The 25,361-nt window shown below is 48.9% G+C and carries 25 protein-coding genes; 12 read left to right on the top strand and 13 right to left on the bottom strand.

Annotated features, from left to right (window positions below; translation table 11 throughout):
- The first annotated feature begins 14 nt into the window (after positions 1–14).
- The 7 genes from pilM to cls are packed head-to-tail and all read left to right on the top strand — an operon-like array spanning position 15 to position 7,035.
- The gene (gene pilM, locus NE473_RS07675) at positions 15–1,493 is read left to right on the top strand and encodes a type IV pilus biogenesis protein PilM (RefSeq protein WP_055650752.1); all 1,479 of its coding nucleotides are present in this window, start codon (positions 15–17) and stop codon (positions 1,491–1,493) included.
- Positions 1,494–1,503: 10 nt separating this feature from the next.
- Positions 1,504–2,142 carry a hypothetical protein gene (locus tag NE473_RS07670; protein WP_006770970.1) on the top strand — a complete coding sequence of 213 codons (639 nt, stop codon included), beginning with the start codon at positions 1,504–1,506 and terminating at the stop codon, positions 2,140–2,142.
- A 14-nt stretch (positions 2,143–2,156) separates the two neighbouring features.
- Positions 2,157–2,735 (top strand): hypothetical protein, encoded by a 579-nt coding sequence (locus tag NE473_RS07665; protein WP_006770969.1) that lies wholly within the window; start codon positions 2,157–2,159, stop codon positions 2,733–2,735.
- On the top strand, positions 2,732–3,133 hold the full coding sequence (locus tag NE473_RS07660; protein ID WP_006770968.1) for a prepilin-type N-terminal cleavage/methylation domain-containing protein: 402 nt from the start codon (positions 2,732–2,734) through the stop codon (positions 3,131–3,133). The genes NE473_RS07665 and NE473_RS07660 overlap by 4 nt, the downstream gene beginning before the upstream one ends.
- A complete protein-coding gene (locus NE473_RS07655) occupies positions 3,130–3,738 on the top strand; it encodes a PilW family protein (RefSeq protein ID WP_055650753.1) in 609 nt (202 codons plus the stop codon). Before NE473_RS07660 ends, NE473_RS07655 begins: the two co-directional genes overlap by 4 nt.
- A gap of 23 nt (positions 3,739–3,761) precedes the next feature.
- Entirely contained in the window at positions 3,762–5,480 is a 1,719-nt protein-coding gene (locus NE473_RS07650; RefSeq protein ID WP_022030311.1) for a GspE/PulE family protein, read from the top strand.
- A 58-nt stretch (positions 5,481–5,538) separates the two neighbouring features.
- Complete coding sequence (cls, locus tag NE473_RS07645; protein WP_006770965.1) at positions 5,539–7,035, top strand: cardiolipin synthase; 1,497 nt, start codon at positions 5,539–5,541, stop codon at positions 7,033–7,035.
- An 83-nt stretch (positions 7,036–7,118) separates the two neighbouring features.
- Here the strand turns inward: cls and NE473_RS07640 are convergent, their stop codons facing one another.
- From NE473_RS07640 to NE473_RS07625, 4 genes are read right to left on the bottom strand one after another with little or no spacing between them, the layout of a single operon-like run.
- Positions 7,119–7,928: an acyltransferase domain-containing protein gene (locus NE473_RS07640; protein ID WP_055650754.1), complete on the bottom strand. Its 810-nt coding sequence runs from the start codon at positions 7,926–7,928 to the stop codon at positions 7,119–7,121.
- A gap of 5 nt (positions 7,929–7,933) precedes the next feature.
- Positions 7,934–9,202: a Gfo/Idh/MocA family protein gene (locus NE473_RS07635; RefSeq protein WP_022030314.1), complete on the bottom strand. Its 1,269-nt coding sequence runs from the start codon at positions 9,200–9,202 to the stop codon at positions 7,934–7,936.
- 16 nt (positions 9,203–9,218) lie between these two features.
- A complete protein-coding gene (locus tag NE473_RS07630) occupies positions 9,219–10,571 on the bottom strand; it encodes a carbohydrate ABC transporter permease (protein ID WP_055650755.1) in 1,353 nt (450 codons plus the stop codon).
- 15 nt (positions 10,572–10,586) lie between these two features.
- The gene (locus NE473_RS07625; protein WP_006770961.1) at positions 10,587–11,474 is read right to left on the bottom strand and encodes a carbohydrate ABC transporter permease; all 888 of its coding nucleotides are present in this window, start codon (positions 11,472–11,474) and stop codon (positions 10,587–10,589) included.
- A gap of 279 nt (positions 11,475–11,753) precedes the next feature.
- Here NE473_RS07625 and NE473_RS07620 point away from each other — a divergent pair, with 279 nt between their 5' ends.
- The gene (locus NE473_RS07620; RefSeq protein ID WP_256265194.1) at positions 11,754–12,320 is read left to right on the top strand and encodes an ABC transporter substrate-binding protein; all 567 of its coding nucleotides are present in this window, start codon (positions 11,754–11,756) and stop codon (positions 12,318–12,320) included.
- 53 nt (positions 12,321–12,373) lie between these two features.
- Here the strand turns inward: NE473_RS07620 and NE473_RS07615 are convergent, their stop codons facing one another.
- The 9 genes from NE473_RS07615 to NE473_RS07575 form a co-directional block, all read right to left on the bottom strand.
- The gene (locus NE473_RS07615) at positions 12,374–13,984 is read right to left on the bottom strand and encodes a recombinase family protein (RefSeq protein ID WP_006773196.1); all 1,611 of its coding nucleotides are present in this window, start codon (positions 13,982–13,984) and stop codon (positions 12,374–12,376) included.
- A gap of 111 nt (positions 13,985–14,095) precedes the next feature.
- The gene (locus NE473_RS07610) at positions 14,096–14,284 is read right to left on the bottom strand and encodes a transposon-encoded TnpW family protein (protein WP_002569233.1); all 189 of its coding nucleotides are present in this window, start codon (positions 14,282–14,284) and stop codon (positions 14,096–14,098) included.
- Complete coding sequence (locus tag NE473_RS07605) at positions 14,281–15,135, bottom strand: ATP-binding protein (protein ID WP_006773197.1); 855 nt, start codon at positions 15,133–15,135, stop codon at positions 14,281–14,283. Before NE473_RS07605 ends, NE473_RS07610 begins: the two co-directional genes overlap by 4 nt.
- A complete protein-coding gene (locus tag NE473_RS07600; protein WP_008394427.1) occupies positions 15,132–15,881 on the bottom strand; it encodes a phage replisome organizer N-terminal domain-containing protein in 750 nt (249 codons plus the stop codon). The genes NE473_RS07605 and NE473_RS07600 overlap by 4 nt, the downstream gene beginning before the upstream one ends.
- Positions 15,871–16,083, bottom strand: coding sequence for a hypothetical protein (locus NE473_RS07595; protein WP_039891482.1), 213 nt, complete (start codon positions 16,081–16,083; stop codon positions 15,871–15,873). The genes NE473_RS07600 and NE473_RS07595 overlap by 11 nt, the downstream gene beginning before the upstream one ends.
- A 185-nt stretch (positions 16,084–16,268) precedes the next feature.
- Positions 16,269–17,891, bottom strand: a complete 1,623-nt coding sequence (locus NE473_RS07590; RefSeq protein ID WP_006773200.1) for a relaxase/mobilization nuclease domain-containing protein — start codon at positions 17,889–17,891, stop codon at positions 16,269–16,271.
- Positions 17,863–18,261 (bottom strand): plasmid mobilization protein, encoded by a 399-nt coding sequence (locus NE473_RS07585; protein WP_002569238.1) that lies wholly within the window; start codon positions 18,259–18,261, stop codon positions 17,863–17,865. The genes NE473_RS07590 and NE473_RS07585 overlap by 29 nt, the downstream gene beginning before the upstream one ends.
- Positions 18,262–18,828: 567 nt before the next feature.
- Positions 18,829–19,374, bottom strand: a complete 546-nt coding sequence (locus tag NE473_RS07580; RefSeq protein WP_006857810.1) for a hypothetical protein — start codon at positions 19,372–19,374, stop codon at positions 18,829–18,831.
- Positions 19,371–20,018: a YfkD family protein gene (locus NE473_RS07575; protein ID WP_006857809.1), complete on the bottom strand. Its 648-nt coding sequence runs from the start codon at positions 20,016–20,018 to the stop codon at positions 19,371–19,373. The genes NE473_RS07580 and NE473_RS07575 overlap by 4 nt, the downstream gene beginning before the upstream one ends.
- A gap of 178 nt (positions 20,019–20,196) precedes the next feature.
- On the opposite strand from NE473_RS07575, the gene NE473_RS07570 reads away from it, so the two are divergent.
- The 4 genes from NE473_RS07570 to NE473_RS07555 all read left to right on the top strand — a co-directional run bounded on the left by NE473_RS07570 (position 20,197) and on the right by NE473_RS07555 (position 25,321).
- Positions 20,197–21,111, top strand: coding sequence for an extracellular solute-binding protein (locus NE473_RS07570; RefSeq protein ID WP_256265193.1), 915 nt, complete (start codon positions 20,197–20,199; stop codon positions 21,109–21,111).
- A gap of 84 nt (positions 21,112–21,195) precedes the next feature.
- The gene (locus NE473_RS07565) at positions 21,196–23,112 is read left to right on the top strand and encodes a sensor histidine kinase (protein WP_055650760.1); all 1,917 of its coding nucleotides are present in this window, start codon (positions 21,196–21,198) and stop codon (positions 23,110–23,112) included.
- 20 nt (positions 23,113–23,132) lie between these two features.
- The gene (locus tag NE473_RS07560) at positions 23,133–24,716 is read left to right on the top strand and encodes a response regulator (RefSeq protein WP_055650761.1); all 1,584 of its coding nucleotides are present in this window, start codon (positions 23,133–23,135) and stop codon (positions 24,714–24,716) included.
- A 101-nt stretch (positions 24,717–24,817) separates the two neighbouring features.
- Positions 24,818–25,321, top strand: coding sequence for a putative ABC transporter permease (locus tag NE473_RS07555; protein ID WP_006770955.1), 504 nt, complete (start codon positions 24,818–24,820; stop codon positions 25,319–25,321).
- Positions 25,322–25,361 lie beyond the last annotated feature (40 nt).

Raw genomic sequence — 25,361 nt, 5'->3', positions numbered from 1 at the left:
ACAGGAGGGCACATATGAGATTATCAGTCTATTTAGGGGAAAATGAGATACGAACTGTGCTTGGAAGGTCGGGGAAAACGATAGAGATTATGGATTGCCTGAGCGTCCGTTTAAAAGAAGGCGCTTTAATTAACGACGTTGTGACAGAAGAGGCTGCGGTAAAAGAGGTACTGAACGGAATCAGGAAGCGGTATGGGAAATACCGCAGACACGTGTATTTAACTATGGGAGGGAACCAGATTATCACCAAAGTGCTGAGCGCTCCGCGGCTGCCCCGCTGCCAGATGATGGAACTGGTCCGAAGGGAGCTTTCCGATTTGATTCTGCCGTCAGAGAAGGATGGCTACGTCTACGATTACAGCATAGTCAGAAAGAAAAACAGGGATCACAAAGGACGGACCATCCTCTGTGTGGCGATGAAACGAAGCGTGATTCACGAGTACCAGACTCTGTTTTCCGAGTGCGGGATGAAGCTGAAAGCGATCGACGTCGCAGTGGATGGGCTGAACAGCCTGGTTGATTTTCTGCCGTCGTTTCGGAATAAGACGTTTATTATGGCAGTAGCAGATGGAAGAAATATGATGACATCGCTCTACATCGACGGCGTCTATGCGTATACGAACCGGATGCGCCTGGTCGATGAGAGAGGGACTTCGGAGAGTCTGGAAGAGATGGTGAAGGTGATACGGTCGGTAATCCATTTCTGTAAGATGCAGAGAGACGAATTTGAACTGGATTTTGTCTGTCTCTGCGGACTGGGGAAAGAGGAAGTGGACAGCCTGATCCCGGAGATTGTGAACAATGAGGACATTGCGGTGACAGTACCCGGACCGGAATCTTGGATTACGGTGAAGGAAGGCCTAAACTACTCCATGGACCAGTATATGTATGTCACAGGCAGTCTGCTGGGAAGCCGAAAGTCTCTGGACCTGATTGGAGCGGCGAAACAGAAGGCAGGACGCGGGGAGGAAGAGAAGTCCCATTTTCTTGCAGCATGCCTTTTGCCTGCGGCAGTGATCACAGTCTTTCTGGGAAATGCAGTCAGAAATGAGATTGCCGTGAGGAATATGAGGGAAGAAATACAGATTCTGGAAGAACGCCTTTCGGTAAAGGAAAGAAAAGAGGCGCTGGCGGAGGAAAAACAGTTAAAGGAAAAACTGGCCTCATTGAGAATCCTGACGGCCGGACAGAGTGCGGTGAAGAAAGAGGCGGCAAAGATGCCGGAGATGAACAGCGCTGTGAGATCGTATATCTTCGGCACAGCAGCGGGGAAGCTGGAACTCTCCGAACCGGAATATACCCAGGGTGTGCTGCGGTTTGACGGGAAGTCGCGGAAGTATGAGGAAATAACTGATTATGTGCGGGAACTGGAAGAGAGCGGACTGTTTTCAACGGTGGAATATTCCGGATTTACCAATGTCAATCCGGTTACAAAGGAAAAGGATGACTGGTATTATGTTCAGCTCGCATGTATGCTGAAAACACCGGAATGAGGAGGAAACCATGAGAAAGCTGACGCAGAGAGAAAAGATTCTGGTTTATATAGCGGCAGTTCTTCTGTTGTTAACGGGAGGCTACTATCTGGTAGAGCAGCCGGCCGAAATGAGGCGGGTAAGGACAGAGACGGAACTTAAAATCCTGCAGCTTCAGGAACGTGAAAGCGAGGACAGCCTTACGGGAAAATCAACTCTGGAGGAAGAGATTGGCAGGGAACAGGACATGGCTGGTGAAAATACGGAGGACTATCTGCCATACCGCACGAATTCCGTGCTGATTTCAGAGCTGGCAGAGTATCTGACTTCCTTTGGGATAGTTCCCGAGACGATGAAGGTTGAATCTGTTTCGGTTCTGGAAGAACAGGAGACGACGGAAGCCGGATACCATATCCACAGGGCGGACATTCATGTGGAGGCATTGGGAACGATGGAGGAGTTATACCGCCTGCTGGACTGGGCATACGACAGGGACTGGATTTCCGTGACCACATATTCCGGGGAAGCCATGGAGGATAAGGACGCCGGGATGAACGGGGAGGCAGATGAAACGGGAGATAATGAGACACTGTCCATGACGTTTACCTGCTTTATGCTGGAACTGAAAAACGCCGATGAAACAAAGAACGCTGAGGAACCGAGACTCTGAAGTGAGGTAGATAAATGGCAGGGCAGAAAAATGGAAAAGAGGGATATGTGCTTGGCTGGGTCGTAATCATGGTTCTGGTTCTGATGATTCTGGTGACCGCCATACTGTTTGCCTCTACGGCATATTACAGGCAGAGTTTCAGAGAATATAATGACAGACAGGCATATTTAACAGCGCGATCCATCGTGCAGACGGCGGCAGCGGATTTTACAGGAAGCGGATCAGGGGAATTGCGGGATGTGCTATTGGATGAAATTTCGGTATATCTGAAAGACGAACCGGATTCAGAGTCCCAAGCTGCCCCGCCCGATGAAGCGGCCGATAAACCGACGGATAAACCGACAGATAAACCGGATACCGGGTATCCGATCCCCAAGATCAAGTTCCAGCTGGATTCCACGATGGGAAGCTGTACCATGACCGGCTATTATATGCCGGACGAGGATCTTCTGATATTGACTGCCGAGGCAAGGAAGGGCGGCAGTACCGAAATTATGACGGTTTATCTTCAACACAGTCCGGAGTCGGAGGAGGAGCCATGGGCTGTCCTGGGATATGAGCGGGGAGAAGCGCAGAAGGGAGGAAAATCATGAAACGTAATGTTTTCAAAAAGCATTGGAATCTGACAGGACGCATTAGGGGCATAGGGGCCGGAAACGCAGATAATGGTTTTACTCTGGTGGAGTCCCTGGCCGCGTGGACGATTCTGTTGATCGCCGTTACCATATTTTTAAAGTGTCTGGGAATGGCCCATGCCTCTATGGGTAAAGGAACTGTGATGAGAAACCAGTATATGACTGCCCTGGAACGTGTGGAGCTGGGAGGGGAACCGCTCAGAACGAAGGAAACAAAACTGAAATTTATCATAGATAAAACGACATTTTCCATGGATGCGGTAATGATGGAATATGGTCTGCCGCAGTCCGGCAAGGGAGAAACACAGCCGGTCACACTGAAAGTGATTGGTCCGGTTTCGGGAGCCGGGGAATGAGGGATAACGTGGGCGGTAAATGGAATGAGCGTATGAGAGATGAACGGGGAATGACGCTGACAGAGCTGATGGTATCCCTGACAATTGCATTTATTCTCATGAGTTTTTTGATCCGGATGTATACCTATACGGGAAACATGTTTGAAACGAGCGCCTCCACCGACGATTTGAGGAGAACGACACAGGTGGTCATCGACTATCTGGAGGACCGGATTGCCTGTGCAGACAGTCTGGTGATCAGCAGAGAGGAGCTGTCTGGAGAGGAATTCGGCCATGAAATCCTGTTTTCAGAGGAGGGCCGGATTTACTGTGACGGGGAGCCGGTATGCGAAGAAGAATTTTACCGGAAGAGAACGGTCTTCTGTCAGATTCTTTCCGCCTTCTCAGAAGATAACACACCGGCCTTAAAGTACAGGATTACGTGGAAGAATCAAAAGAATACGACTTTATATTCCGCAGACTCTGTGGTAAAATTAGTTAATTTAGAGCTGAACAGCAGGGAGATAATCCGCCGTGATCTGGAGACCGGGGCAGGAATGTCCGGGAAATCCCTTTATATTTACTACAAAGATCCGGATTATTCCCATGGCATAGTATTTGATTGAAAATACGGTTTGAGGTTGAGAGAATGAAAGGCATACACATTGGAGAAGTGCTGGTGGAACAGGGAGCCATCACGAAGGAACAGCTGAACGAAGGGCTGAAGCTTTTGAAAGCCGGGACGAACGACCGGCGTCTGGCGGAGGTCCTGACAGATCTTGGATATATCACGGAGCGGGAGCTTTTAGACGTGCTGGGACGCGGCATGGGACTCGAAGTCATTGATCTGGAGTTTTTTCATATCGATGAGCGTGCCGTGGAGAAAATTCCCAAGCAGCTGGCCTTAAAATATACGGTTATGGCCGTATCCATGGAGGGAAGCGGCTTAACCGTGGCGACGGCGGACCCGCTGGATTTATATGCGCTGGAAGATATCCGTCTGGTGACCAATATGAGAATTCAGCTGATTCTTGCGGAACGGACTCAGATTCGTCATGCAATCGAGTTGAATTATTCAGGAATTGACGCCAGAGCAGCGGCGAGACTGGCCAGCGAGCACGCCGTATTTTCCAGAACCTTTGCGGAAAATCTGATGGTGAATTCCGATGAGGACCAGGCGCCCATCGTCCGCCTGTTAAACAGCCTGCTTTTGAAGGGCTATAATACAAACGCCAGCGATATTCACATCGAGCCCTACGAAAATGAAACGGTTGTCCGTATGAGGCGCGACGGAATGCTGATTCCATACATGACGCTTTCTCCGGCAATTCATCAGGGTATCGTGGCACGCACCAAGATTCTGGCGAACATGGACATTGCCGAGAAACGGAAAGCCCAGGATGGTCATTTCAAAATCACACTGGACGGCAGGGAGATGAACGTCAGAGTATCCTTCGTTCCTACCGTCTATGGTGAAAAAGGCGTGCTTCGCTTTTTGACGACGAATACGCCGATTGACCGCAGCGCCGCATTTGGCATGTCCGGTGATAACTACCGGAGAATGAAACAGCTGCTGCGGGTCCCACACGGGATCATTTACTTTACCGGGCCGACCGGAAGCGGAAAGACAACCACATTATATTCTGTTCTTCAGTATTTAAGCGGACGCCTCGTGAATATTGTTACAATAGAAGACCCGGTGGAGCGTAATCTGCCGAAGGTCAACCAGATACAGGTAAATGAGAGGGCAGGATTAAACTTTCAGACAGGGCTTCGTTCCATTCTTCGGCAGGATCCCGATATTATCATGATCGGAGAGACGAGAGATCCGGAGACTGCCGAGATTTCAGCACGTGCCGCCATTACAGGCCATCTGGTATTTTCCACGCTCCATACAAACGATGCTGCGTCATCGGTTACGAGACTGATGGATATGGGGATTCCCGCATATCTGGCAGCGGCATCCATTGCCGGAATTATATCCCAGCGGCTTATGAGAAAGGTTTGTCCCTACTGCCAGGAAGAATATGAGGCGAGGCCCGAAGAGGTGAAGATTCTGTATGGAAGGCCTGCAGACCCTGGGGAACATGTGCGCCTGCGCCGTGGAAAGGGCTGTTATCTCTGCAATGAAACGGGATACAAGGGCCGCATTGCCATTCATGAGATTTTAAGTGTGGACACAGAGATGAAGCGCATGATCTCAGAGGGCAGAAATGAGGAGGAGCTGAAAGCGTATGCAGTCCACCGTCACGGGATGACGACTCTGAAGGAAGAGGCCGTTAAAATGGTTCTGGCGGGAATAACCACATTGGAAGAGATGGAACGACTGATCTATACGATTGATATGGATTATTTCGGGGAAGAATGAAGAAGAATAAGGAAGGGGAAAAGGCCGGCAGGGGAACAGTAAAAAAGGAGGACTTCATATGGAGACAGCATGGATGGCGGTCACAGCCGTCTGGTCGTGGATCATGGAGCATTTAATTTACATCAATCTGATTTTTTCAATCATAATTGTATTTTTTCAAAGGCGCGATCCGAAATCTGTCTGGACCTGGCTGATGGTTCTGTATTTCATTCCGGTATTTGGATTTCTGTTTTACCTTCTTCTGGGACAGGATTTGGGGAAGAGCAAGATGTTCCGGGTCAAGGAGGTGGAGGACCGGGTCTATTTTACCGTGCGCGGCCAGGAGGAGTTTTTAAAGACACACGATAGCAGCCTGGAAGCCCATCTGTCACGGGACTATGAGGATCTGGTGCTGTACAATTTAGAGACGTCGGGAGCAGTTTTGACCGTCGATAATACGGTTCGTATTTTTACGGACGGGGAGGCGAAGTATACGGATCTCCGGAGCGAGTTAAGAAAAGCCTCCCGTTTTATCCATATGCAGTATTATATCATCAAGGATGACGAGCTTTTTGATTCCATCAGTCCCATTCTGGCCGAGCGGGCCAGAGCCGGTGTGGAGGTCCGTATTCTCTGTGACGGTATGGGCGGCCGTTTTATGCCGAAAAAGAAATGGGAGGAGCTTAAACAGTGCGGTGTGAAGGTAGGAATCTTCTTTCCGCCTGTGCTGGGACGGCTTCAGCTGAGAATGAATTACCGCAACCACAGGAAAATCGTGGTTATTGACAATAAAGTCGGCTATGTGGGCGGATTTAACATTGGCCGCGAGTATATTTCCAGAGATCCCAGGTTCGGATATTGGAGAGACACTCACTTAAAGCTGACAGGCGGTTCCGTGCTGAGCCTTCAGATCCGTTTTGCATTGGACTGGAACTATGCAGCAGGAGAAAACCTGTTTAAAGATATGAAATATTTTGAGACCGGTACGGATTTATTCCGACTGGATCAGATCAGTCCGGAGATTCATCCGCTGGGAATTCAGATCATAGCCAGCGGCCCGGACGCCAGCTGCAGGCAGATCAGAGACAATTATATCCGGCTCTTTGCAAAGGCACGCGACCACATCTATATCCAGACGCCGTATTTTGTTCCGGACGATGCCGTTCTATCCGCACTTTCCATGGCTGCCAGGTCCGGTGTGGACGTTCGCCTGATGATTCCGTGTAAGCCGGACCATCCCTTCGTCTACTGGGCGACCTACTCCTATGTGGGCGATCTGCTGTCGGCGGGAGCCAGATGCTATACGTATGAGAACGGCTTTCTCCATGCCAAGGGCGTAATGACGGACAGCCGCGTATGCTCCTATGGAACCGCCAATATGGACATCAGAAGCTTCGAACTGAATTTTGAAGTCAACGCGGTCATTTACGACGAGGAGACGACGAAGGAACTGGAAAATATCTTTCTGGAGGACCTAAAGCTCTGCAAGGAGATAACCAGAGAGGGATATGCGTCGAGAGATTTGTGGATTCGGGTGAAGGAGCAGTGCAGCAGACTTTTGTCGCCGCTTCTGTAGAGTCAGGGAGGAGACTGCATTCTTATGCGCCGGTGTGAAACGGCGGACGGAATGCAGTCTCCTTCTCCTTTGCGGCAGGCCGATTATGAAAACAGACGCCTGACGCCATAGCCGGCTGGGAGCGGGTTTCCCGAGAGCAGCCAGGTTTTTGCACTTTTTTGCAGATAACTGTTCTCCGGATATTCCGAGGGACAGGATTTCAAACAACCAAATATTCGCTCTTCTGCCTGACGGGATTCTGCATCAACGCCTGTTATTGTGTATTCATTTTGAAACTGAAGAATGTTGGAACCGGATGGCAGAAGATTTTTAAGAGCCGGACAGAGAAGCCAGGAATGGCAGATAAAGACGGCCGGCTGCATGCTGAAAAAACGGGCGGCCTGCTGATAAGAAGCCTCGCATGCAGAAGGGGTCAGTCTGGAGCCGGAAGGGATATGGACGTTTAACACAGGATCTCCCTTTTGGATCCCGTATACTGCCGGTAAATCCCAGGGGCAGCAGACCGGCTGGAACTGCAGCCGGCCCAGGGCAAAAAGCTGCAGACGAAGATGAAGCGACAGCCACTCGTACTCTTCCAGACCGTGAGCTCCGGTATGTTCAAAACATACCTTTTCCCAACGCCCGATGTCAGAAAACGTATGATAAAACACGTCCTCCGGAATTTTCCGTTCCTGGTATTTCCGATAGGCGAAGCGGGTAAATTGAAGGTAATAGAAGAGATATAAAAGGCTGGAATCCGGTTCTGCATTCAAAGCGCGGAAAAAACGGGGCAGATCCGTATGAAAAAGCCTCCATGCCTCTAAAATGGACCAGGGAGCCAGATTAGCAGCGCAGGCTGCCGCTTCACGGGCCTGCGCAGTCAGTTCCGGAAAATCAAAGGGGATATCAGTCATAAGCATTACTCCTGTTCAAATGATAATTCAATGGTTTTGCCCGTTAACCTCGACTTTTCTGCCGCAAAACAGATCAGATGACTCTGAAGACTCTGCTGCGCGGACGATTTATTTTTGGTAAAATCACCTTCCCTCACCATGGCGACAAAGTTTTCAATAAGGCGGTAATCACCGCCTCCATGATGGTAGGCTGCGGATACGTCAGGAAGCTGCGGACAGCAGACCTCTTCATCAGCACTGCCAAACAGGTGAAAACGAATTTCGCTGCGGTTCATGTCACCGGTTAGCTGGCCTTTTGTACCCATCAGTGTCAGGGTACGGTTGCAGTCTTCAGTGAAGGCAGTCATGATAAAGCTGACCACGGCGGAATTGTCAAATTCCAGATTGACAGCCTGATGATCTACCACATGATTATCACAGTGATAGACACAGCGGCCGTAAGGTCCATGGCGCAGGGCTTCCATCAGTTTTTCCCTTCCCGGTTCCGTTGTCACCATTGACACGAAACCGTCTGAAACTGCCTTTGGATGCTCCAGATAGAAGCGGGGAGCGTAGTAGGGGCAGGAACCGGAGGACGGACAGCCGTCGAGGCAGCGGGAGGGCGCGCCAGCCGGTGCGTTTTCCGGTTTGAAATGTGTAAGGGATCCGAAAGAGGAGACCTTTGTACAGGTACCGCCTGTCAGCCAGGAAAGAATGTCCATGTCGTGACAGCTTTTCTGAAGAATCATGGGACTGGAGGTGGTATCGTCTGCCCAGTTGCCGCGGACAAAACTGTGAGCCTGGTGCCAGTAGCCCACGTGCTCTATTTGCTGCACTGCCAGAATCTTTCCGAGACGTCCGCTGTCTATGATTCGCTTGATCTCGCTGTAAAACGGAGTGTAGCGGAGTACGTGGCAGATGCTTAAAAGCCGTTTGTTTTTTTCAGCGGCCGCCCCGATCCGGCGGCAGTCCTCTTCGCGTACCGCCATGGGCTTTTCAAGCAGCACATGGTAACCGAGCTCCAGCGCTTTTACCGCGGGCCCGGTATGCATCTGATCCATTGTGCAGATAAGCGCTGCGTCAGCGAAACGCGGCCGTTCGAGAAGTGGTTCCCATGTTTCATATACGGAGTCTTCCGGTATTTTGTGAGTTTTTTTCATGGCTTCCCGTTTTGCAGTATCCGGCTCCGCAATGGCAACAATCTGAAATTCGTCCGGATGGTCCAGCGCATACCGGGCGTATACGCCGCCTCTGGCGCCTGCACCAAGCAGTACTGCTGTTATTTTCTTTTTCATATCGATACTCCTTTTCTTACCCCTTAATTCCTGAAGATATGATGCTTTTCTTGATCTGGCTTGAAAATATGATTGTGAGAAGCATGACAGGAAGAATGGAAAGCAGGGATAATCCCATAATAAAATTCATTTTAATAAACTGGTTTTTTGAAATGTTATAGAGCGCCACATTTAAGGTCCACAGGCTTTGCTTTTCAGTGACAAGCCAAGCCCAGAAAAAGTCATTCCAGTTTGCCAGAAAGGTCTGAAGCGCAATTAAGGAAATAATAGGCTTCGACAGCGGCATACAGATTTTTACAAAGCTGTACCAGTTGCCGGCGCCGTCGATTCTGGCCGCATCGAAGAGACTCTGGGGAAGCTGATCGAAAAAGCCCTTGTATAAATAGATATAGAAACCGTAGGGCAGCAAAAACGGCATCAGCAGCGCACGGTAGTTATTATAAAAGCCCAGTCTCTGAAACATGGTAAACTGGGGAATCATGATCGATATAAAAGGGATCATAGTACTTCCAAGGAAAAAAAACAACATAATTCCGGATAACTTTTTCGGAAGAAGGCGTGAGATGGGGAATGCGGTGATTCCGCACAGCACTACCTGAGTGACTATGGCCCATGTAATCACGAGAGCAGTATTCATGATAAAAATTAAAAAGCTGTAGCGGCTTACCAGTTCGTTTTTGCTGTACATCACAGAAGGAAGCTGGAAATAGTAGGAGAAACTTTCCAGGAGCAGAAGGTTATTTTTATGACTCGTTATCGCAGTGAGTGCCCCATGGAGTTCGTATTTTTCCTGAAATACAGCCTGTATCCTGGAGGCCAGTTCCTCCCCGGAATTTTTTATCCGGAATTGATCCCCTTTCGGAATCCCGGCCGGATCATACTGATATCCCAGAAAATCAGAAGCTTTTTCCCAACGCTTTGGATTTAGCAGAACTTTGGGTTCCATGGTGGCATGGGAGTAAATCCCTGCATCTCTTTGCAGCTCCAGGGCTCCGCGGTGTGCCCTGGACTGAAAGACCGGAATGCCATCCCTTGTGCCGACGAGTCTGACTTCAAACACAGAGTCCTCATCCATTTCATAGATCGTCAGGAATCCGGTCAGAATCTGATCCTGGCGCATAGCCTCCAGAAGCTGGTCCTCCGGTACCCGGCTGTAATCCAGTTCAAATGTAACGCTGTTAGCCGCATAGGGAAGCAGCCTGGGCGGCAGCTCATACAGTTTTTTGCTGTCTTTCATGGAAGTGGCCGCTATGTAAAGCAGAGGATAAAGAATGACGACTGCGAAGAAGATTGATACGGCATAAGCTGCGATTTTCAGGCTTATCGTACTGCCACCGGCTTTGATTCCTGTCTGTTTTTTTCTTTTCATGTTATTTTCCCCCCTTTATTCTGCTTCGGACTGGTCCATTCGCAGTTGAAGAAACGTCAGGACTGCAATGACGAGAAACAGGATACAGGATGCCGCCGTTGCTTTTCCGTAATCCAGGTCTGTATAAAAGGTAGAGTAGATATAGACCCCCATGGAGGTGGAGGCGCCGCTGGGCCCTCCGGCTGCAAATTGGTAAGGTGCATCCAGAATCTGCATGGAACTGATAACCGCCAATACTAACTGAATGATAATGATGAACCGGATATTCGGCAGAATGATATGGCGGATTCGCTGCCAGCCGGAACAGCCATCTAACTGGCTGGCCTCCAGGACATCTTCCGAAATACCGTTAATCGCGGATAAAAACAACAGAACTCCCACGCCTCCGCCCACAAATCCGGGAAAAATAATACAGAATTTAGTCAGTGCTGGATTACTGAGCCACATCTGCTGCGGCAGGCCAAATGCTTTTACAATCTGGTTGGCAAGACCGAAATCGGGATTCCAGATCCATTTCCACAGGATAACGCTTACGGAAATGGGAATCAGGGCAGTAATCAAATAGATGGTGCTGAATGTCTTCTGAAAACGCTTCAGCTCATTTAAAAAGATTGCCTGGACCAGCGGAACCCAGAATACGAGGAACAGCTGCAGGATCAGGAAAATAAACGTATTTTTCCACGCATCCCAATAGTAGGCTGCGGTAAACAGATTGATATAATTCTGAAATCCCGCAAAATGTCCCGGTGGATTGACTGCATCATAACTGAACAGCGACATGTAAAACGATTTTATGATCGGATAATACCGCAGCCATACCGTAAATATGATTCCAGGCAGCATGAACAGCCATGGAGACAGGGCTTTGCGGAAGGAAGCAGAGTGAAACCTGTTATTTTCCATAGTGACTCCTCCTTTTGAGCTTTAACTGTTCTTATTATATCGAACTTTAACTGCCTTTTCTGATAAACAAAATTAACCAAACAGGAGACATAATTAATATATTTTATTTAAAATGTCTGCAAATAGCTGAAAAATTAAGGGGAACATGTTAAAATTGTTACATATATACGCTGCGTTTGTCTCTATGTCATGGTAAAAATATCCTGTAGAATAAAAATATAACAGGTTCCGGCATGGAGAAGGCACCTGCCGGAATGACATAATAAAGGAGGATTTTATATGAGACGTAGACAGGTTATGAAAAAAGCGGCAGCTATCCTGTTAACCGCAGCTGTGGCGGCAGGGCTAACCGCCTGTGGATCTAAGCCGTCGGAAACGCAGAGTACGGCAGCCGAGGTGAAAAAAACAGAAGAGGAAAAAACAGCGGCTGAAAATGGGAAGGCAGCGGAGGACAAGGGAAACGGAGAGGCTGTTACACTGACCATGTGGGTGGAAAGTAAGAATGAGACCGATATAAAGCAGGAACTGGATGAAGAATTCATGGAAGAAAACCCTGACATTATCCTTAATAAGGTAATGAAAGAGGGAGACCCGGGAAACGATTTTTATCAGGGGGTTGCTGCCGGCAACGCGCCGGACTGTGTAACGGTTTCCTTCACTTTAATGGACAAATACGCCAATGCCGGTATACTGGCTCCGCTGAATCAATATTTCGATCAGTGGGATGAGAAAGACGGATTCTCCCAGTCCTATGTGGATATGTTTACAAAGAACGGGAATCTCTATGGAATTACTTCAATCGATGCGAATTTACTGATGTGTGATAAAGAAGTAATAGAAGTGTAAAAAATTTTGCCGTTCCTATCCGGCACATGAGGTATGTCGGATAGGTCGGGCGGTTATTCGGGCAAGTCCACCTTGCCAACAAAAGAATAATAAATCTCAATGTCCTGCCTACGGGTCTTGTTCTCGTCATAGCTGCACTCATGCACAACGATTTTCTCTACAAACTCCCGCAACAGAGTAGGGGTAAGTTCTTCAAAGCTGGTATGCCGCCGAACAACATTCATAAACTTTTCTGCGTTCACGGTGGCTTCCTGTGCTTTGGAAAGCTCCGCTTGGATAGCAGCGGCTCTTTCTTTCAGCTCCCGTTGTTCTGCTTCATAGTCTGCCGACAGCTCTGTGAAACGCTCGTCTGATATGCGCCCGGTCACGCTGTCCTCATACAGCCGCTTGAAAATAGCGGATAACTCGGCTATGCGTTTCTCGGTGGCTTCCAGCTCCTTTTTCTTGGCGGCGTTCCTGCGCTTGCCCCCGTCCTCGTTCTGCTCAATCAAGAGCTTCATAAACCGGGCTTCATGCTTTGCCGCATAGCTTGTCACTTTCCGCAGATTGGAGAGTACGCCAGCGGTCAAGAGGTCGGTGCGGATAAAGTGCGCCGTACAGTCATGGGTGCGTTTCTTGTAGTTGCCGCAGATATAACAGTCCTGCTTGCGCTTGTCCGTCTGGTATCGCTGCTGATACATGACACTACCGCAGTCCGCACAGAACAGTATGCCGGAGAACAAGCCCACTTCATCATAGCGGTTGGGGCGTTTGCGCTGCTTGCGAAGTTCCTGCACCCGTTCCCATGTCTGGGTGTCTATGATAGGCTCGTGGTGGTTCTCGAAAATCACTTGCTTTTCCAGGGGATTTTCTACACTGTGCTTGACTTTGTAAGAGAGCTTTTCTGTCTTGAAGTTTACCAGACAGCCTGTGTATTCCCGGTTTTCAAGGATATGCACAACGGTATTGGTCGCCCACTTGCACTCATAGCCGGGGTGGTAGCGGCGGGTGCTGCCCGTCCTACGGTATTCCAGCGTCCCCGGCGTGGGGATTTGCTGCTCTGTGAGCATACGGGCTATCTTAGTCGGACCGTTCCCGGCAAGGCAGAGGTTGTATATCTGCTTGACTACGGGTGCAGCTTCCTCGTCAATAATGAAATTTTCGTCCTCGTCCATGAGGTAGCCATACACAGGCTTGCTTGTGATGGGCTTGCCACTCATGCCTTTTGAGCGTTTTACTGCTTTGATTTTCTTGCTCGTATCTCTCACCAGCCATTCGTTAAAGATATTCCGCAGCGGGGCAAAGTCATTGTCGCCTTGTGCGCTGTCCACTCCGTCATTGATAGCGATAAAGCGGACACCTTTCTGTGGGAAAATCATTTCCGTGTACATTCCCACTTGCAGGTAGTTTCGCCCTAACCTCGACATATCCTTTACGATAACTGTCCCGACTTTTCCGGCTTCAATGTCCGCAAGCATGGCTTGAAAACCGGGTCTTTGAAAGTTCGCACCAGAATAACCGTCGTCCGTGTACCAGCGCAGATTGGAAAAGCCGTTCTGCTTTGCATAGGTTTCAAGAATACGCTTCTGGTTGGAAATGGAATTGCTCTCGCCTTGCAGCTCGTCCTCATGGGAAAGTCTTGGGTAAAGGGCGGTAATTGGTTGTTGGTTGGTCTGTCTTAACATAAAATCCTCCGTTTCCGACAGCCAGCCCCACTATTCCGTACCTTGATTGTACCACATGGGGCGGCGGTCTGTATAGCGGCAAAAGCGTCAAATCTGCTTCTTTATGGTCGGTCAAATCGCCGTTTTTTGTGTAGCAGCTTCCGCTTCCAGCACTTTCATCATCTTGTCGGCTGCGGTATCGGTTGCGCCCTGCTTGAAGAAGCCGGAAACGGTAAGGACGGAGTTGCCCATGCGGATTTCCGTCACACAGTCCGGGCGGCGGTCTGTTTTGGTGGTGCTTGTCTGTTTCGTTTCTGTCATAGGTTCTCCTTTCGCTGCTTCATCAGTTGCTTTAAGCGTTCCAGCTTTTCCTGTGCGGTTTCCTTTCGGAAGTTGCTGCCCGTGAAGCGGACGGGGGCGCACATGGAAGTCAGCCTGTCATAGATACGGGCGTGGGGCGTGTCCTGCGGGTGCTGCAATTCCTCCAGCGTGAGGTTGGTCGTGGCGATCAGCGGCTTGTCGCTTCGGTAACGGCTGTCAATCACGCTGTAAACCTGTTCCAGCCCGTATTCTGTTCCTCGCTCCATACCAAAATCATCAAGTATCAGCAGGGGGTAGCTGCAAAGGCGGGAAATATATTCGTTCCTGCCATCAAAGCTGGCAGCAAGGTCATTGAGTATGGTTGCAAAGTTTGTCATACAGACGGCAACCTCTTTCTCCATAAGGGCGTTGGCGATACAGGCGGCAAGGTAGCTTTTTCCTGTCCCCACGCCGCCCCAAAACAGGTAGCCGATATTTTCAGCCTGCATGGTTTCCCAGCTCTCCACATAAAAGCGGGCGGTTTCGGTCTGTGGGTTTCTGCCGTTGTCATGCTCAAATGTCCAGTTCCGCATAGCAGGGTCGGTAAAGCCCCGGCGTTTCAAGTCCTCCACTTTTTCAAGGTGCTTCTGTCGGCTTTCGGCGGCTTGCTGCTTTTCACGGGCTGCTCGCTGGCAGTCGCAGTCTGTTGGGTGGCGGTCACGCTCGAAACAGGTCTTTCCCTCTGCAAAGTAGGCTTCTTTGGGCGTATGGCACTTGCCGCAGTATAAAAGCCCGTCCTCGCCTGTGTAGTCCTCCGCTTCGGCGGTAGTGGCTGTAATGTCCGTAATCATAGCTTCAATCTCGTTTTTCATAAGCTCTCGCCCTCCTTGCATGAATAATCGGGTATGCCCTGTTTCGGGGCAGCCTTGCCTTTGGCAGCGTCTTCCTGCGCCCACTTGTAAATGGTGGCTGCATGGCTGTGGTACTGCTTCCCAGTGGAAGCGATATGGCAGGAAAGCCGGTCAATATAATACTCCCACTTGTCGGGCAGCTCTGTTTTCAGCCCGGAAAGCTCTGTATCGGTCAGTATTACATTGTTGTATCTGCCATAAGCGGCGGGGGCGGGGTGTCCCGTTTCTCCCTCTCTCTCTTTTTCTATCTCTATCTCTTTCTCTAACTCTATCTCTTTCTCTGGTGGACGAATGTCGGACAAATGTCCGCCTTTTGTCCGGGGCGGTAAAAGTGCCTTGTTTTCCAGCCTTGCAGCCCGTTTTCGCTCGGCTTCGGTAGAGGACTGTCCTATCATCAACTCAATGTCGGTCATATAGAAAGCCCCGCTGTCAAGCTGCTCCACAAGCCCCAACTGCCGGAAAATCTCCAAAGCCCTCTCAACCGTTCCTATCTGGTGGCGGGTCAGTGTCGCTATCATCTGCGCTGTGTAGGGGATATGCTCGTCAAGCTGCAATTTCCCGCCGTTTTTCAGCGATTTTAAGTACAGCTTCAAGAGGATATTGGAGTATAAAATCCCGTCTTTCATATCTTCCAGCAGCACAATGGAGTCGCTGTCAAAAAAGTTCTCTTTCAGCTTGAGGTAGTAATATTTGCGGTTATCTGCCATTGTCCCTGTCCTCCTTTTTCCGGCGTTTGGAGTAGTAGTGGGGGCAGAGTATGATAATCGCCCGGAAGCTCTGCTTGCAGCTATGGGTACAGCCCCGGCAGAGGTCATTGTATGTGATACGGTCGCAGGTGGAATTCCCGACTTTCACTTGCCGCAGGAAAAAAGACCATTCCAGCCGCCGTTTCTTGCTCATTCTTGGCATGGGTGCGCTCCTTTCTGCCGTTTCCGCTGGTGTGACGGTATCGGCGGTAATTCTGTATCATCTCGGTATCATTTTCGGGGTTTTTCTGCCCTATAAGCCCGTCAAAAAATCCTTTGGTATTTGCGGATAGGGTACGGGGCAGCCCCCTTGTTCTGTATAGGTTCGGGTACATTTTGGGGCGGTTTTTATCGTTCCTGTTCCTGCCTTTTCACAGGCTTGCGCTCCCGGTGTAAAATCTGGTCGATATTGCCCTTGACAGTCTGTAAGCGGCGGTATTCCTCCCGTTTTGCCCGGTAATCGTTGTAGCCGCTGTTTTTCTCTTGGATAAGGGTTTCAATCTCTGCTTGCATGGCTTTATAGCTCGGCAGCTTGGAAATGCCGTTCTCCCTGAAATAGCGGGCGGCTGCGTCTGCTATGATAAAGTCGCTTTCGTACTTCTGACGGTAGGCTGCTTTTGCTTTGGCGTTTTTCTGCTGTTTCAGCCCGTCCCGGACAGGGCGGGTCTTGGAATAGGCAAGCACCTGTCGTTGCAGCTCCTTTTTCCCGTTCAGCGTCTTTTCCACCTGCTTCAGCTCTGCAAGGCTTTCCTGCATGGCGGCATAGGCGGCAGAACAGGCTTCGTCCAGTTCCTCCGGGGAAGAAAAGCCGTACTGCTGATAGGCGGTAACGGTAGCCGCCATCTGCTTTAGGTTGTGCTTTGCCGCCCAACGGTCATAGCCCACGCCTTTGCCCTCGGCTCGTTTGGCTTCCCGGTCAACCATGCGCTGCAAGGTGTTGTCTGCCGGGGTGGTTTTTGCGGTTTTTTCCCCTTGTGACGGCTTTTTAGCTGCGGCAGGGTATTCGGGTATGGCTTTGGTCTGTTCGGCGGCTCTGTTGGCGTTCTGCGTAAGCAGGGCAAGGACAGCAGCCTTGTCAAAATCGTCCCCCAGCTTCCGGGCTGTGATAGGCTTCGTCCTGTCCGGCGTGAGGTAGGAAAGCCGCCCCCGGCTCTCCTTGACGGTCACACCCTCCCGCAGCAAAAGGGAAGAAAACTCGTCAAAGCTGGCAGCTTGGGAAAGTGCCTGCCGTATCGTCCGGCGCAGCTTCGCCTTGTCCGTTTCAAACTTGGTGGGCTTGGTCGGCTGTCCGGCGGCTTCTCTGGCGGCGTTCTCTTTATCAAGGGCAAGCTGCCCTTTCTTTGCCGCCCAGTATTCCCGTTCGGTTATCCGTTCCTTGCTGCCGTTCAAGAGGTCGATTTGGTAAAGCCCCTCCCGGTGGCACATCTCCATGACTTCACTCTTGAAATATTCCATAGCGGCATTGGTACAGCGGTGCTTGCAGCCCTCCCTTGTGTCGGCTGGTCTGTCCATGTAGGGCAGAAGCGGGACTTCGTAAATCCGCAGGGAGTTGATGACGATATGCACATGGATATTCCCGCTGTGGTTATGCCCGTCCGGGTGGGTGCAGATTAGGGCTTGGTGTCCGGGGAAATGTGCCTTGCAGAACTGTTCCCCCAGTTCCTGCGCCCGGTCTGTGGTCAAGCCGTTGTCTGTCCCGTCCCGTGGGTCAAAGCTGATGATATAGTGGTGGCTTTTCACATCTTCCCGTTTTTGGTTTTTCTCATAGCGGAGATTAGCCCGCATACAGGCAACAGCGAAATCCTCGCCCCCGCAGTTAAGGGAAGAAATGCGGTAATCCTCCCTCGGTATCAGCCGCCCGTTTTCATCAAGGGTGGGCTTCATGGTAAACTCGTCATGCTCAAATGTGAGGTAGGCTTCCGCTGCGCCATAGTCCGCATTTTTAGAGCTGATATGTTTGAATGTTGCCAACAGCGTCACCCACTTTCTGCAAGACTTCAAACTTTAGGGCAGCAAGGTCGGAAACCGCCGCCCGTACCTCCCCGGCAAGCTGCGGGTAGGGGCTGTGCCACTCGTTCAGCGTCCGGGCTATCTGGTTTAAGTTGCCGCCGATCCTGCCGTATTCGGCGGTCAGCTTCCCAACAGCGGCAAGCAGCTCATCATTGACGGGAGAAACGGTTATGATGGGGCGTATGGCTGCCCCGGTTATGGCTTGCCGGATAAACTCGGCTTGGCTCATGTTGTAGGCAGAAAGCCTTTCTGCAAACTCGGCGTATTCTTCCTCGGTCATGCGTGTTTTGACTACCCGGCTGCGGTGCGGTGTGTTGTATCGTTTTCGCATGGTAAAACCTCCTTTCGACTGCCGCATGGCTGCGGCGGGATAAGCGGCGTAAGCCGCATGGCAGGGTTTGGGGAAGGCACTCCCCAACAAGATTCCCGCAGGGGCAAAATGAGCGATAAGCGAATTTTGGTACTGCGGTAGAATCTTGCTCTAAGAAACTGCCGGACTGCCGCTCACTTCCTACTGCCACTTTTTCGGGAAATCGCAACCAGTTTTTTCATAAAAGGCTGCGGGCTGGCGTTCTCCCTCTCTTTCTGGCAAAGACTTTTCCGGCGGCTTGGTCTTTCCCAACAATAAGGCGTTTCAGAAGCTGTGTTTTGCCCGCTGCTTGATAGAAAACGGGAATTTCCCCCTGCTCACTTATCAGTACCGATACTTTCTCGATTTGCCAAAAATGGGCGCAAAAAAAGCAGCAAATCTTTTTCAGACTTACTGCTTCATGTGCCGCTATGGGGCAGCGGTTATTCAGTTGTAAAATAAAAGAGGGCGGTAGCACTTTGGGCTATCGTCCTCTTGGCTACACATTTGCAAAGACAGGCGGGGCTGTCAACGGTGGGCGAAGCCCATTTACTTGCCGTTGACTGGCTCGGCTGGATTTGCTACTTTCGATCTGATGTTTTCTTGTGAAGAATACACTGTATTGACTTTACCTTGATTTTCCTCCTGTGTTACTGTAATATTAAAGTCGTGAATTTCAGAATTTGTACTAGAGATTTCCAAATTCAAAGAAATAGAAATTACGTTTTTATCAAGTTGTAATCCATCTTCTTTGCAATATGTCGCTGAATAACCACTTGCAAGAACTACCTGACCTACCCCATTTTCATCAAGCACAAATAATGTAGCTGATGAACCAGTTTCTTTATTTCGGGCTATCGCAACCAGTTGTATTGGGGCATTTTCAGCGGAACCAAAAACATATTCTAATAATTCAAATGAAGGATAGTCCTGTGGAAAATTTTCAATAAATTTCTCGCCCCGGCTTTCAATAGAACCGGCACTTTCAAGCTCTGGCAGTACTTCTTTTGTGTTGTCATCAGGTGGAGAATTATTAGAACAAGCACTCAACAAAAGTACAAAAGCTAATAGTAATATAAACAATTTGTTTTTCATTGTGCTTTATATACTCCTGTTGGCGTGTATACCGTCATTCCCTTTGGAACTTTTATGGCTGAGTAGCTAGAAGTTGTTACTTTATAATGGACAGAATTTTTTTGTGGTGCATAAGATTCTGTTAATGTTTTATATTCATAAAAAACATTTTCAGGATAGCCGTCCATATAAACCTTGTATTTTAAACGACCAGCTGTTCTAACAGCAGGAATATAAACATTTAACACTTCAAATTTCCCCGGTGCAATACTATATGAGACACCCGCTGATGTTCCTTTTGTCCAACTACGTGAACCGGTAACTTCAACTCCTACTTCCGCCTGCATTTTTGCAAAAACAACATTTGCTTCTGTTGTGCCATTGGCATAACCCGCAATAGATGCGGTGGTTGTTCCGCTTTGTTCATATTGATATGTAATTTGCATAGGACTTGAGCCTTGAGTATTATCGCCTGAAACAGAACCTAATAATTTATGAGTATAATCAATATTCGTATAATTAGGCTCATAACCTACACATTCTCGTATATATACTCCTCTACGTTCTGGTATTCCTGAATCGTTAGCTGCAAAAACAGTAGTGTTCATTGTTGTTACAATAGCTAAAGAAAAAACTATCCCTAATATTGTTTTGATTTTTCTCATTATGGACTTCCTCCTTTGCTTAAAAAGTTATATTTTGTTGTGTGTTTCATCAAACCATTGGCATCATCTCCTTTTGTTTTATAGTACCATATTTTAGCTATTATATCAATTATCAAATTCAATTTTGCTTTTTTTTGGTTAATTTTTCTGAATAGTGAAGGCTGTCTATCAAATTCTTGTGTGTTACTTTACCGCACATGAGCATTTCCTGCTGGCTTACAACAAGGCGGTATTCAGGGAAGCAGGAATTGAAAATCCTCCGGCAACATGGGAGGAGGCTTATGAGACGGCAAAAAAGATCACGAATCCGGATACTCAGACGTATGGCTATGGTGTCCTCGGTTCGGAGTGGACCGACTGGTTCTTCCAGTATTATGTATGGCAGGCCGGAGGTGATTTAACGAAGAGAAATGCAGACGGCACTCTGGAACTCACCTTTACAGATCCCGCAGTGATTGAGGCGGCAAATTATTATCAGAAGCTGCGCCGGGACGGTGTCAGCCAGCCGGATCTGACCCTGAAATTTAACGAACTGATTGAAAAATTTGCTCAGGGCAAGATTGCCATGATGCCGTTCGCTACGGATTGGGTGAGCACGGCGGCAAGCCTGGGAGCAAAAGTGGATGACATAGGACTCTGTCCGTTCCCGGCGGGTCCTTCAGGAAAGAGTGTTACCACAAGCCTTGGATACAACTGGGTAATTAACGCGAAGAGTTCTCCGGAAAAGCAGGATGCAGCATGGCGATACATTGCTTTTATGAGTTCTAAGGAATCCATGGAACGTACGATTGAAGCTTCTGCAGATAAAGGAGCGGTAGATCCCATTCATTATCCGCGTACAGATGTTAATGTAAGTGAATTAACAGATATGAACCCGGAATATCAGGAGGTACTTAAGAAGATTGAAGGAACAGGCAGGCTTGAGTATGAAGGAAAAGACATAATTTCTCCATATGTAGACCGTACCGTTCAGAAAATCCTGGCTGATTTAAATGCAGATCCGGAAAAGGAATTTGCAGCGGCTTCCGAACAGGCTCAAAAAGAGGTCGTAGACCAGTATAACAAAGAGGTATTGGAAAAGGCAGAAAAATAATGATAGATATTTCCAGAAAGAAGGCTGCATGCTCGCCTTCTTTTTGGTGTATCGTCAGGAAAATCAGCAGGAGGCTCAGTCACGATGGAAACTCTGGAAAAACGGAATGATCTTGTAGGACGGCTTTTGGGTATATGCCGAAAAACCTCTATTTTTGTGCGCCTCATCATTCTTTCCTGTACTCTTTTGATGATACCCAGCTGTCTTCTTATTTTTCTCACCTTTCATGTGTATACCAGTGATTTGTTTAAGACGACGCTTCAGCTGTTTAAGAACAACAACCTCCTTATCGGGAGTTCCATATCCCATGTCCTGAAACAAAATGAACAGTTCCTTTATGAAATCTATTCCGACGAGGAGCTGACCGGTGCGCTGATCGAGCTGTACCGTCTGGAAAATAATCCGGAGGAGGATCTGTCCGATAAAAAGGAGATTCTGAGAGATCAGATCAACAGCCGTCTGTACCATTACTATACGGACGGAGACAGTCTGATCCGCAGTATACAGATCATAACGGAATACGACCAGTTTTCTCCGGTCAGTACATACGGGAATATGGCGGGGTCCTGGATTCCTGACATATCTGCCTTTCGGGACAGTGATATCTATCAGAAAACAATCAGGGCTTCCGGAACGCCGGTCTGGTTCGATCCGCCTCAGTTTTACAACACCTTTTACCATCAGACCATGTTCAATACGCCTCTGGTGGACACGTTTGTGCTTGCGCGGTCGATTCCCAGCTATCAGGTTAATTCCAGCCTCGGTATCATTGTAATCAATCTGGATATGAAATCTCTGCTAAAAAATGTGGATGCCTCCACCCTGACATCGGACAGTAATCTTCTGCTTATGGGCAGCCAGCCCCTGTGGTCTTTCAATGTCAATATCGAAGGTCCTACCCTGGCATCTGACGATCCGGTTATGGAACAGGTGAAAGGCAGGGAAGAAGGGGACATAGAGGCGGTGATTCGCGGGGAAGCGTGTGAACTCACCTTCCTTCGCATCACAGGGACCGATATGTACCTGATCAATCTGGCTTACCGTGACCGGCTGTTTGAGCGGCCTCTGATGCTGCGCAGGTTCAGCTTTCTGGTGCTGGCAGTCAGTCTGATAATCGCCGTCTTCATCGCATATATTATTACGGTCAGTATTGTATCTCCGCTGAACCGTCTGAAGAATACCATGCAGACCGCTTCAAGAGGAAATCTGGAGGTGGAATATGAAGATCCGGCAGGTGACGAAGTGGGAATACTGGGACAAAAATATAATGAGATGATCGCCGATTTAAAAAGCCTGATTCAGGAAACCTATGTATCCGAGCTTAACGAACGCCATTTGGAAATGCTGAAAAAAGAGGCGGAATTAAACGCCTTTCAGATGCAGATCAATCCCCATTTTCTATATAATACACTGGATATGATCCGGTGGAAAGCCATTGCAGAGGAACAGGGGGATGGGGAAGTAAGCCATATGATCAAACAGTTTTCCGATCTTTTGAGACTGGGAATTAAGAAGAACAGCGTGATTGTTCCTTTTTCAGAAGAGCTGAGCCATGTGGACGCCTATCTTGCGATTATAAATCTGCGTTACTCCGAACCCATTCAGCTTACGGTTGATCTGCCGTTCGACCCCGGAGGCGTAACGATTGCCAAGCTGTCTTTGCAGCCTCTTGTGGAAAACAGCGTTATTCATGGCTTTGACAGTACTCCGGCGGAGATTTCCCATAAGAGGATCGCCATAAGCGGGTTTATCGAGCAGAATCTGATTCATATTCTGGTGGAGGACAACGGAATCGGAATGACGCAGGAGCAGATGGAGGCATTAAACCGGGAACTGAAAGACCGTGTTCATACGCAGGGTGGAATCGGAGTGTTCAACGTCAATGAGCGTCTGAAACTTTATTTTGGCGATGACTGCGGACTGCATTACCAGAGCTCTCCATTGGGAGGGACAGGAATCGAGATGCTTCTGCCCAGACAGAGTCAGGAGCAGGAGATCTAGTATTCGGGAGGTAAGGACAGATGGAAACGAAAAAATTATATCAGCTTCTCATTGTGGATGATGAGAGCTTTGTGCGTCAGGGCCTTTCTCAGTATGTGGATTGGGAGGCGCTGGGCTATACGGTGGCGGGAACTGCTGACTGCAAGGAGACAGCTCTGCATTTTCTGGAGGAAAATCCGGTTGATGTCATTCTGACGGATATCCGAATGCCTGATGGCACCGGACTGGAGCTTCTGCAGGAATGCCACGGCATACAGCCGGATGTAAAATCCGTGATTTTAAGCGGTTACGGGGAGTTTGAATATGCGCAGAAGGCGCTGAGGCTGGGGAGCTTTGATTTCCTCACAAAACCGGTGGATTTTTCTCAGCTCACTGCTATTTTTCTCAAGCTGCACGACACCCTCAGCCAGCTGGAAACTCAGAACCGGAATTTACAGGAGGTATACCGGCTGAAAAAAGATAATTTTTTTCATAATGTGACGAAGTATTCGGTAGAACCGGAAACACTGGCTCAACGGTGCAGAGAATACAATCTGCCGCCATTCGGCCGCTATGGGATTTTAAGAATCAGATATCCCGACGCAGAGAACTGCCTTCCTGGCCTGCCGCCGGATTGCAGAGAGGCGGTCAGCCGGCTGATCGGGGAGAGCGGGGGCGGTGACCGCTGCTACGTTTTTCCAAATGAAGCACATGAAATTACAGTTGCGCTATATGATATTCCGAAAGGGGAGACGACAGGCCTCCTGGAACTGTTGAAACCATATTTGGATTACCATGAGGCCATAGCCGGCGTGGGATCCTTTTATGAGGGCATAGGAAAATTAAAAGAAGCGTACCAAGAGGCCGGTCAGGCTCTGGAATACCACCATCTCCAGACAGAAGAGCGGATCATAGAATATGGTAAGGCGAGTGGACAGATTGATTTTGGCGCGGCTTACAGCCAGAACAGTAAGGAATCCATGTTAGACTGCCTGTCGGAGGGACGTTCCGATCTGCTGGCGGAGTTTCTGGTCAGTCATATTGACAATCTGATAGCCGACGGAAGTTCTATTGATACGATCAAAGCGCTGGCCATCAATTCGATTCTGGTGGTGGAAGAGTATTTAAAGCAGAATACATCCTGCCGTGAGACTGGAAACGGTATTCAGGAGTTGATCTGCCGGATCATTTCCATGAAGTCGAGACACCGGATTCAGGATATTGCCAGAGAGTATCTGGCTTCTACGGCGCCTTTGATTGAATCTGCCAAAAGCAGGAGTCCGGTTATTGACCGTGCGTTAGTTTATATCAGAGAACATTATTCGGAAAACATTACGCTGCAGTCACTTGCCGAGGACATTTACCTCCATCCCGTCTACTTGAGCCGGCTGTTTAAAGAAAAGGTCGGTCAGACATTTCTGGAGTATTTAACTCATTACCGCATCGAAATGGCGAAAGACTACCTGCGTAATCCCAATCTTCGTATCTACGATATCGGTCAAATGGTAGGATATGAAACACCGCAGTATTTCAGCAGAGTTTTTAAAGAACTGACAGGAACGACACCGAAGGGATTTCGGGAGGAGCTGGCAGGAAAAGGGGAAAAACACGAAAAGGGTGTTTAATCCCCTTTTCGGTTTTTTCCAGGCTTTGGGTGCGGGGAAAGAACCTCTTTTTTCTTTATTTCCGTTCATAAAATTACCGCTTTGGGTACATACTGGTACTTATGAAGACGACAACACTAAACACAACAACATTCAAAAAATTTACAATCAGCAGCACGGCGCTGCAGCTAAAACAGCTTCCGGTCAATTTTTGCAAATGCGGAATCACAGGCTGGTGCCTGGAGGTCCTTTTTACTTCAGCGGAATCGATCATGAGGCACGACTGGAGGCTGATGGGGAGGACGTCCCTTTTGATGTTCCCTATCTACGGCTGCGGAGCGCTTCTGGGACCCATCGGTAAATGGATTGACGACTGGCTTAATCCGGGCAGAGTATTAACTGTAAAAAAATCGGATCTGGCAGTGCGCCACGGGATGCTTTACATGGTTCTGATTTTTGTGGCGGAATACGCCTCAGGAGCGTGGCTTCGGTCACGGGGAATGTGTCCGTGGGACTATACGGGCCGCAGTACAAATATTGACGGCCTCATACGGCTCGATTTTGCTCCGCTGTGGTTTGCTACAGGGCTTTTATTTGAACAAATTACGAAAAAGAAAGGCGGGTAAGTCTTGTAATTACACTCTTCATTTTATATAATAGTAAAAA

Source organism: Hungatella sp. SL.1.14, assembly GCF_024460495.1.
Lineage (GTDB): Bacteria > Bacillota > Clostridia > Lachnospirales > Lachnospiraceae > Hungatella > Hungatella hathewayi.
This window is presented reverse-complemented; position numbering and strand designations above follow the sequence as displayed.